Genomic DNA, 8,857 nt, shown 5'->3' with positions numbered 1-8,857 from the left:
CAGCCCTACCTCGGCCATGACCCGCACCGCCAGGGGATGGACCTGGTCAAGCGGGAAGGTGCCGGCGGAGGTCACCTCCCAATCGGGCTGCAGCCGACGGAGGGTGGCCGCGGCCATCTGTGAGCGGCAAGAATTGCCGGTGCAGAGTACAAGGATGCGCATGGGAAGGCAAGTTTCGAATTCAAAGTTAAATGTTCAAAGTTTCAAGTTCACGCTTCATGATTCACGTTTCTGTGATCAGCCTTCAGTATTCAGCCCTCGGCTGCCCCTCCAGTAACCAATATCCAACATCCAACAATCCGAAACGCGAAACTCGGAACCCCCGCCTTCCTGTCCCGACCTCGTGTCGGGAGGGCGGCCCCTGCGTCAAACCCCGCCCTTCCAGGGGCGTCGCTCCGGCCCTACCTTCCATCCCCGCTCTTTGACATCGGCGACGCCGGCCCAAGGGCCCCCCACGCCCATTCTAAGCCTCGCCCTAAGGCTCTCGAAGGGCGCAGCGAGGAATCTCCTCTGCGCCGCCAGCCCCCGTCGTCCGTAGGGGCGTAATGCCTTACGCCCCTACCGCTGACCCGCACAAAGGGGCCACGTTTGGGCCATGTTTGGGCCACCCTCTCCGTCGGTGAAGGTGGCCCCGGCAGGGGGGAGGGGTCCACCCCGCCAACGGGCGATCAGCAGTCGTGGTAGAGTTCGAATTCGAAGGGGTGTGGCCGCTGGCGCATCATGTCCACCTCCTCCCGCCGCTTGTAATCAATGAAAGTCTCGATGAGGTCGGCCGTGAAGACATCGCCCTTAAGCAACCACGCGTTGTCGGCCTCCAGCGCGTCCAGGGCGCTGTCCAGGCTCATAGGGGCGGTGACGACGCCCTCCAAGTCCCGGGCGGAGGTGAAGAAAATGTCCTGATCGAAGGGCTTGCCGGGATCGATCTTGTTTTGGATGCCGTCCAGGCCGGCCATGATCAGCGCCGCGAAGCCCAGGTAGGCGTTGCACGAATTATCGGGTGTGCGGAACTCAATGCGCTTGGTCTGGGGGTTGCTGGAGTAGGTGGGGATGCGGATGGCCGCGGAGCGGTTGCGCGCCGAATAGGCCATATTCACCGGCGCCTCGAATCCGGGCACCAGCCGCTTGTAACTGTTGGTGGTGGGGTTGGTGATGGCAATCAGCGCCCGGGCGTGCTTCACCAGTCCACCCACAAAGTGCAGGGCCAGGTCCGACAGACCGCCGTAGACGTCGCCGGCAAACAGATTGGTCTCGCCCATCCAGATGGAGATATGGACGTGCATGCCCGAGCCGTTGTCGTTGAACACGGGCTTGGGCATAAAGGTGGCTGTCTTGCCGTAGGCGCGGGCGGTGTTCTTGACGACGTACTTGAACCACTGCAGGTTGTCGGCCATGTCGACGAGGGACTGAAAGCGCATGTCGATCTCGCACTGACCGGCAGAGGCCACTTCGTGGTGCAGGGCCTCCACTTCGATACCCATAGCCTCCAGGGTTTGGGCCACATCGGCACGATAGTCCTGCAGCGTATCAGCGGGCGGTGTGGGGAAATAGCCCCCTTTGGCGCGAATCTTGAAGGCCAGGTTGCCCAGATCGGACTCCTTGCCGCTGTTCCAGTGGGCCTCGCTGGAGTTGATGGTGTAAGCCGCGCCGGAGCCGTCGGTGGGGTTGGAAAAGCGAATCTCATCAAAGACGAAGAACTCGGCCTCCGGGCCAAAATAGGCCTGGTCGCCGATGCCGGTGGAGCGTAGGTAGTCGATGCATTTCTTGGCCACGGTGCGGGGATCGCGATGGTAGACCTCCCGGGTCACGGTATCAATGATGTCGCAGATCATCACCAGGGTCTTATGCTTGAAGAAGGGGTCGATGCGGGCGGTCTTGGGATCGGGCAACACCAGCATGTCGCTCTCGTGGATCTCTTTCCAGGTGCGGATGGAGGAGCCGTCAAAGCCCACGCCATCGACAAAAACCGACCTGCTGAGCTGGCCCACGGGGGTGGTGAAATGGTGCCAGGTGCCCTGGATATCGATGAAGCGATAGTCAATATTTTCAATGCCCTCGTCCACCACACGATGCAGGATGCTGGCGGGTGTCTGGGGCCCATCCTGAGAGGCGGCGACGCCGCCGTCTTTGACCGGTTTCATTACGTCAGCTGAGGCCATGTGCGCTCCTTTCAACGGTTAGCGGGATGATCCTTGATGTGGGCTGCAGGCACCCGAACCACCCCGTTCCGCTTGTAGTGAGACAGGATGATGCGGGTCTCGGTGCGGCTGACGCCGGGCCAGGCCTGAATCTGTCCCAATAGCGTCTCCAGCGTGGCGGTGTTCTCCGTGCGCACCAGCAGCAGGTGGGACCCGCCGCCGGTGATACTCATGCAGGACAGTACGTCGGGGTGCGCCCGTGCGGACTCGATGACCTCCCGGTAGTGGGCCGAGCTCTCGCTGATGAGGATGATGTAGGCGCCCACATCCATGCCGATCCGCTTGGGATCGACCGTGGCGTGGAAGCCCTGGATGATACCCCCCTCCTGCAGCTTTTTGATGCGCTCGGCCACCGCCGGGACTGACAGCCCCACCTGCTGTGCCAGGTCGCTGGTGGTTTGACGGCCGTCGGCTTGAAGGTTTTCGATGATCTGTTTGTCGATATGGTCCAGCATGGGCGCCTCAAGTGTACCATTCCCATATCGGCCATGGCAAGAATATTTTAAGTAAGGTTGTGATTTAGCCTAAAATATTTACTGATTCGTGCAGACGGCCTAACGATTGGAGTTTCGTGGGCGACAGGCGGGTGACACAGGGGTGCGGCGGTCCAGGGGGCTGTCCCTCCGCACTTGCGCAGGTTGATTTCGACGCACTATATTGTTCCCGCGCGATGCGGCCCGCACTGGGTGCCGTACAAAACCAGCGAACGGACCTACTAGGTCGAACTTCTACGCGACGACGCCATGGGTCCGCTGTTTCCTGCGACGGTGGAGGCGGGGGAAGGACGCAAGGCGATTGTAGGCAGTGAATAGTGAGGGATGCCAGCAACGAATCATGAGGCAATACGGACAGCGCAGCAGGAACGGGGCCATCATCATGACCAGCTTCTGCTTGGCACTGCTCCCGGTCACGCTGAGTGCTGAGCAAGGGCAACCCGACCGCTTTGGTCACAAATTTGGCATAGGCGTAAACAGTGTGTGGGGTGCTGAGGTGGGCGGTAACCCAATACGTCTGCCAACCCCGGGATTCACGGCAGGGGTCTTCTTCCATTACGATCTAGGGCCACGCTGGTCATTCGGATTTGAACTTTTGGTGAATCAAAAAGGGTGGCAGCGAAGGGGAAATGCAGCCTTTCCCAGGAGCCGAATCAGTCAGTATTATGCTGACCTCCCACTGCTGCTCCTATTCGGGAACCGGGCTGGCGATACGATCTACTTCGGCTTCTATAACGGTATACCCATGGGGGGATTCACTAGCTCAATCACGAATTTCTGGAGAGGCCAGCCGGCAAATATCGGTCTAGCCTGGGACGGTGGCTATCTCTTGGGGGTCAACAGACAGATCTCCGGTTTTCAGCTCGATTTGCGATTGACCGCCAGTGAGCCATTCCTAAGAATTCACGGAAATATACACAACGTTCAGGTGAGAATCATGTTGGCCCGAGTGATTGAGTTATAGCAGGGGCAGGTGAAACCTACTGAACCACCAGCTGCGGCCCCTCCACCGCCCCGTCACCGATGGTGAGCGCGGACAGCAGTCGGGCGGCGGCGGCCTCCACCTTGCTCCGGTCCGCGCCGAATACGCGGCCCAGTTCGTCGCCCGCATGCACCCGGTCGCCGATCTTTAGCTCCAGCACAAACCCGGCGCTGGGATCGAGACTGTCGCCCTGGCGCTGGCGGCCCGCACCGGCAGTGATGAGGGCCAGGCCGCAGCGGTAGGTGTCCACCGCATGGAGGATGCCGCTGCGGGACGCGGAGAGGGGTGCGGTGTGCGCCGGGCGGTGGGTGGCGGGGTCGCTGAGGGCGGCCACGGCGCCACCCTGGGCGGCCACCAGTTGGTCGAATTTTTCCCGGGCGCGGCCTGAGCTCAACGCTGTCGACACGGCTGCTTCTGCAGTGGAGCGGCCAGCCAGTGTCAGGATGTCTGCCGCCAGGACGGTTGTGAGGCGCACCAGATCGGGGGGGCCGCCCCCTTCCAGCACCGCCAGCGCCTCCCGCACCTCGCACCACAGCCCGGCGGTCCGGCCCAGGGGCTGGTTCATATCGGTGATGCGGGCCACGGTTTCAACGCCGAAGTCGGCGCCGGTCTGCTGCAGAGCCTCCGCCAGGGCACGCGCCTCATCCAGGGTGGCCATAAAGGCGCCACTGCCCCATTTTACGTCCAGCACCAAGCCCTGAATGCCCTCGGCGATTTTCTTGCTCATGATGCTGCCGCAGATCAGCGGCAGGGATTCCACGGTGGCCGTGACGTCGCGCAGGGCGTACATTTTCCGGTCGGCAGGGACAATTTCATCGGTCTGGCTCATGATGGCGACCCCCACCTCGCCCACCTGGCGCTGGAAGGCGTCGAGCTCGAGGTTCGTTCCGAAGCCGGGGATGGACTCCAGTTTGTCCAGGGTGCCGCCGGTGTGGCCGAGCCCCCGGCCGGAGATCATGGGCACATAGACGCCACAGGCGGCCACCAGCGGGGCGAGGATGAGCGAGACCTTGTCGCCCACCCCGCCGGTGCTGTGCTTGTCCGCCACGTAGCCGTCCAGGGCGGAGAAGTCGAGGCGGCGGCCGGAAGCGACCATCGCGGCCACCAGGGCCTGGCGCTCGCTGCCGGTCATGCCCTTGAAATAGACCGCCATGAGCCAGGCGGCGAGTTGCTCATCGGGCACGCTGCCGTTGGCGAAGCCGTCCACCAGCCAGGCTATTTCAGCGCCGGAGAGCGGTATGCCTTGTTGCTGCTTGTGGATCAGCTCGTAGGCGATCACGGCGTGTTCTGAGCCGGGGCCAAATAGCGTTGGGCGTACTGGACGTAGAGCTCGGCCCGCTCCACTATATCGGCGTACTCAGCTGCGGTAACCTCGCGGCGAAACCTGGCCGGTACGCCGGCATAGAGCGATCTCGGCGGCACCTGCGTCCCCGGCACCACCACGGCCCCTCCGGCAATGAGGGCGCCTTCCCCCACCTCCACGCCATCCATGATGACGGCCCCCATGCCGATGAGACAGCGGGAGGCGATGACGCAGCCATGGACAATGGCGCCGTGGCCCACCGTCACCTCATCGCCCACCTCAGTGGGATAGAGGTCGGTCGTGACGTGGATGGTGCAGTTGTCCTGAATGTTGGTGCGCCGTCCAATGGAAATGTGGTGCATGTCGCCCCGTGCCACGGCACCGAACCAGATGCTGGCCTCCGCGCCCAACTCCACCTGGCCGATAACGTCAGCAGAGGGTGCCACGAAGGCACTGACGGGGATGACCGGCCGGTGGCCGTCAAAAGGGAGGATCACGGCTCCAGCCCGGCCGTGGCCCTGCGGCGCAAGAGGTCCAGAAATCCAAGGCGCCAAACGCGGTTCTCGGACCGGATGAGTCCCAGGAGCAGAATCCCCACGAAGGCGAGTAGAATGTTGGGGGACCACATACCGAGTATGGGCGAGACCAGGCCCCGGTCGGCGAGCTCCTCCCCGGCGATGAGCAGGCCCCAATAGACCACGAAAAAGCCCAGGCTTAGGGCGGTGGCCACCGCAAATCCGCCGCGCCGGGCCATGATGCCCAAGGGCGCCCCCACCAGTACGAAAACGATGCAGGCGAAGGGGAGGGAGAACTTCTTGTGAATTTCCACACGGTAGCGGTTGATCCCCCTGACGTAGCTGGCCACCAGGTTGAAATCGCCCCCCAGGCCGCGCCGGAGGTTCGTGGCCCGGCGCATGAGGCGGGCAGAATCGCCACGGGTGAGGCTGGCGCTGTCGGCGATGGCTGCCTGCCAGCGCTCCGCCGCGCTGAGGGCCGCGGTGCGGGTCACCTCAGCGGTAAGGGCAAAGGGGGTCTGGGAGGCGATGCGGGCAGCGACGCGGCGCTTCACGTTGGCGATTTTCTCGCGGTAGGCAGCGATCTTGCCCTGCATCATGGCAATGGTCATTTCCCGGTCGCCGCGAAGATTGCTCTCGCGTCGCTCCAAGTAGAGGTTGTCCACCGGTACCACGATGCGGTGGCGCTTAAACTTCAGGCGGCGATACTCGTCATAGTTGGGCAGGGAAAGTTCGTGAATCTCGCCATCCTCCAGGTAAAGCAAGATGGCGTCATCGATGGTCTGCATGGTACCCCGGTCGGCGAAAATGGTCATCTGGCGAGTGCGGTTGTCCTTGCTGTAGATGAGGATGTCGCGGAACTCGGTTCCTACCCTGCCGCGCACCAGCATGCTGTAGGAGGGCAGGTCGTCCACGAAATAGCCCACCTCCACGGCCACATCGGGCCGTTTGCGGTTGATGTCGGCGGAGAGGATGCGGGCCCTGTGATTGGCCTCGGGCAGGACCTGATTGTTAAACACGATGAGGACCAGACAGATGATGGCGCCAAAGATGAGGGCCGGCCTGAGGATGGAGGCGTAGCTGAGCCCCGCCACCCGCATGGCGGTGATCTCGTTGTCGTGGGTGAGCCGCCCGAAGGCCATGAGGGTAGCCACCAGCACCGCCATGGGGACCGCCAGGGCGGCGATCCAAGCCAGGTTCAGGACCACATACTCCAGCAGGACGCCCACGCCGAGTCCCTTGCCTAGGAAGCGGTCGAGGGCGCGTAGGAGGAAGTTGGTGAGCAGGACAAAGAGCAGCACCAGGAGCGCAAAGGTAAACGGCAGCAGGTGCTCGGTGAGGATATAGCGGTGAAAAATCTTCACCCGTGGAACTTACTGACTGGACTGGGGTTAACCCAAGCCCAAATGGCCTTGACTGCCGTCGGGAGGGGCGGTAAGTTGGCGGCGCAGATGCTGGATTGGCGGGGTTACGGCCACCGCCGGCAGCGGCGATGGTGGGCGTAGCTCAGCTGGTTAGAGCACCTGGTTGTGGCCCAGGAGGCCGTGGGTTCAAGTCCCATCGCTCACCCACAATAACGGGGCGTGGCGCAGTCCGGTAGCGCACCTGCTTTGGGAGCAGGGGGTCGAAGGTTCAAATCCTTTCGCCCCGACCACAATTTTGTCGACGAGGATTCAGTTTCTCGTCGGCATTTTTGTAGCTAGGTGCCGAGGAGCCAAATCGGCTCTAGAGCGCAGACTCCCGCAGATTCCCGCAGATAACTCCCCTTTGCGTATACGGATTAGCGTATACGCAATCACCGTCAAAGCAACTCCTCTGGAATCCGTGAAGCATCCCAGAGGCTACGCCGAGGCTTGCAAATGGGCGCCGCCATGTTTTGTTTAGTTGAGCTGGACATAAGTGAGCCGATATATCGACGCGAAATATTGAATCTTTTTAAGGCGTCTGCACGGTGACAGGGTACCGAGACGTGACGCGACAAGAGTCAACACGGACAACTCGGCTATGATGTTGGAGGTGGTTATGCCCCGAGTTCGAGCCTAAAACTGGAAAAAGATAGACGGGTTCGCAATAGCCTTCGGTGGCTCGAACGACTTGAATTGAAGAGCAAATCAAGGAGACAATAATGGATAACACCCCAGACCTCCCCCGGATAATTGAGGGCACATTGCATCGGCTCCTACAGCCTGAAGATCTTGCAGCCATTTTCAGGTATGACCATGACTGGAACCAGTATTATTTGCTGTTGCTCACGACGGGCATCTGGCCCGTCGATGCAGCCATGTTGACCTACAACAATCTCAGTTGGGAGCGGAATGTCATTGGCCATTTCAGGCAAACGACAAACAAGTATGAGGAGGTTTCGGTTCCACCCCAGCTCCTTGATGATTACCCGCGGGGTGTGCCCCTGGACACCCCGCTGTTTCCGGATCTTTTTTCGGATATCGAGGACCAGGAATATCGACTGGAGCAATTGAGTGAAAAGCTGGGGCCGCCCGCTGACTACCTCGAATCAATCCTGTCGGCAGAAAGGAGGCCGGTCGCCTCCCTGGTCGCCTTCAGGGTGACCTATGATCAGATCATCCGGGATAGCCACGCTGGATCCGGACCTGCTGATTTACGACTGAAGGGCATATTGCCAGAAAAAATTAAGATCCCGCGGTCATGAGCAAGATGCCTGGCCTCAAGAAATGGAGATATCAGATGAAGTTCTTTCATCCTATCAGCCTTGAGACTTACGAGATAAAAGAGGCAATATCCTCCCTGCTCAGCGCCAGGATCCGGCTGGGGCAGACGATTTATTTTTCTTACAAGCAAATGACCAGAAATCAGAAAAAGGCCAAGATGAGTCAATCCCAATACTTGCATGCCCTTGCCCTAGCATTTCCCCGATTATCCCTGCGATCCTATCAGAGAGCCTTATCTGTATTCGAGCGGCTGGTCATCGATACCGGGCTGTGGATCGCTGACTTGGAGGAGCTGGACTTCACGATATTAGGTCGCATCGCCGAGTCCAAGCATCTCAACCCGTATAATCGTCGAGATTTGGTGGCAAATGTTCAGAAAATGATGAACGCTGGCCACGGTTACAAAGTAATCAATGAGAGTGTGAGCAAGGCGCTGGAATTCTACAAGAAATACCCGAAAAAGTGGCCCGAACAAATGGAGAAAGTTGATCGCCGCATGGCGGACGTGAAACTGAATGTCGGTCTGGCTCAATCGAATATAGATGAAGTGGAGTCTCAGGGCCAACTCCCGGCCGATTATTTTGATCTGGGTATACCTCGCGTTGTCCTTCCTTGGGATAAACCGGAACCTGAATGAATCCATCGGCCCATTCGCGATTTCTTCTATCGGAAGATTGGTCG

At 60.4% G+C, this 8,857-nt stretch carries 9 protein-coding genes and 2 tRNA genes; 5 read left to right on the top strand and 6 right to left on the bottom strand.

Translation table 11 applies throughout. The features are described from left to right. The 3 genes from IH971_09885 to IH971_09875 all read right to left on the bottom strand — a co-directional run. The coding region (locus tag IH971_09885; protein MCH7498146.1) for an arsenate reductase ArsC at positions 1-162 on the bottom strand (162 nt) is incomplete at its 3' end. A gap of 506 nt (positions 163-668) precedes the next feature. Next, entirely contained in the window at positions 669-2,138 is a 1,470-nt protein-coding gene (gene glnA / locus IH971_09880) for a type I glutamate--ammonia ligase (protein ID MCH7498145.1), read from the bottom strand. Positions 2,139-2,167: 29 nt separating this feature from the next. Next, entirely contained in the window at positions 2,168-2,650 is a 483-nt protein-coding gene (locus IH971_09875; GenBank protein MCH7498144.1) for an Lrp/AsnC family transcriptional regulator, read from the bottom strand. 379 nt (positions 2,651-3,029) lie between these two features. On the opposite strand from IH971_09875, the gene IH971_09870 reads away from it, so the two are divergent. Further along, the gene (locus IH971_09870; protein ID MCH7498143.1) at positions 3,030-3,653 is read left to right on the top strand and encodes an outer membrane beta-barrel protein; all 624 of its coding nucleotides are present in this window, start codon (positions 3,030-3,032) and stop codon (positions 3,651-3,653) included. Positions 3,654-3,669: 16 nt separating this feature from the next. On the opposite strand, the gene IH971_09865 is transcribed toward IH971_09870, so the two are convergent. Genes IH971_09865 through IH971_09855 form a run of 3 tightly spaced genes read right to left on the bottom strand, consistent with a single transcriptional unit; the run spans position 3,670 to position 6,853 of the window. Continuing rightward, entirely contained in the window at positions 3,670-4,950 is a 1,281-nt protein-coding gene (locus IH971_09865) for a thymidine phosphorylase (protein ID MCH7498142.1), read from the bottom strand. Continuing rightward, positions 4,947-5,528, bottom strand: coding sequence for a gamma carbonic anhydrase family protein (locus IH971_09860; GenBank protein MCH7498141.1), 582 nt, complete (start codon positions 5,526-5,528; stop codon positions 4,947-4,949). Before IH971_09860 ends, IH971_09865 begins: the two co-directional genes overlap by 4 nt. Next, entirely contained in the window at positions 5,468-6,853 is a 1,386-nt protein-coding gene (locus tag IH971_09855; GenBank protein MCH7498140.1) for an LptF/LptG family permease, read from the bottom strand. Before IH971_09855 ends, IH971_09860 begins: the two co-directional genes overlap by 61 nt. Positions 6,854-6,984: 131 nt before the next feature. Between IH971_09855 and IH971_09850 the strand changes: the two genes are divergently transcribed. From IH971_09850 to IH971_09835, 4 genes are all read left to right on the top strand, one after another. Next, a tRNA-His gene (locus IH971_09850) sits at positions 6,985-7,058 on the top strand. An 8-nt stretch (positions 7,059-7,066) separates the two neighbouring features. Next, a tRNA-Pro gene (locus tag IH971_09845) sits at positions 7,067-7,143 on the top strand. 471 nt (positions 7,144-7,614) lie between these two features. Next, positions 7,615-8,157, top strand: a complete 543-nt coding sequence (locus IH971_09840) for a hypothetical protein (GenBank protein MCH7498139.1) — start codon at positions 7,615-7,617, stop codon at positions 8,155-8,157. Then, positions 8,154-8,813: a hypothetical protein gene (locus IH971_09835; protein ID MCH7498138.1), complete on the top strand. Its 660-nt coding sequence runs from the start codon at positions 8,154-8,156 to the stop codon at positions 8,811-8,813. Before IH971_09840 ends, IH971_09835 begins: the two co-directional genes overlap by 4 nt. The last annotated feature ends 44 nt before the right edge of the window (positions 8,814-8,857 follow it).

Source organism: Candidatus Neomarinimicrobiota bacterium, assembly GCA_022560655.1.
Classification (GTDB): Bacteria; Fidelibacterota; Marinisomatia; order SCGC-AAA003-L08; family TS1B11; genus JADFSS01.
Note: the sequence above shows the minus strand (reverse complement) of the source record. Positions and strands in the feature narration are given on the sequence as shown.

What these genes read in the sequence shown, in the direction of transcription:
- IH971_09835 (MCH7498138.1), top strand. Translation starts at nt 8,154, where the DNA reads ATGAGCAAGATGCCTGGCCTCAAGAAATGGAGATATCAGATGAAGTTC.
- IH971_09875 (MCH7498144.1), bottom strand. Translation starts at nt 2,650, where the DNA reads ATGCTGGACCATATCGACAAACAGATCATCGAAAACCTTCAAGCCGAC.
- IH971_09870 (MCH7498143.1), top strand. Translation starts at nt 3,030, where the DNA reads ATGAGGCAATACGGACAGCGCAGCAGGAACGGGGCCATCATCATGACC.
- IH971_09840 (MCH7498139.1), top strand. Translation starts at nt 7,615, where the DNA reads ATGGATAACACCCCAGACCTCCCCCGGATAATTGAGGGCACATTGCAT.
- glnA (MCH7498145.1), bottom strand. Translation starts at nt 2,138, where the DNA reads ATGAAACCGGTCAAAGACGGCGGCGTCGCCGCCTCTCAGGATGGGCCC.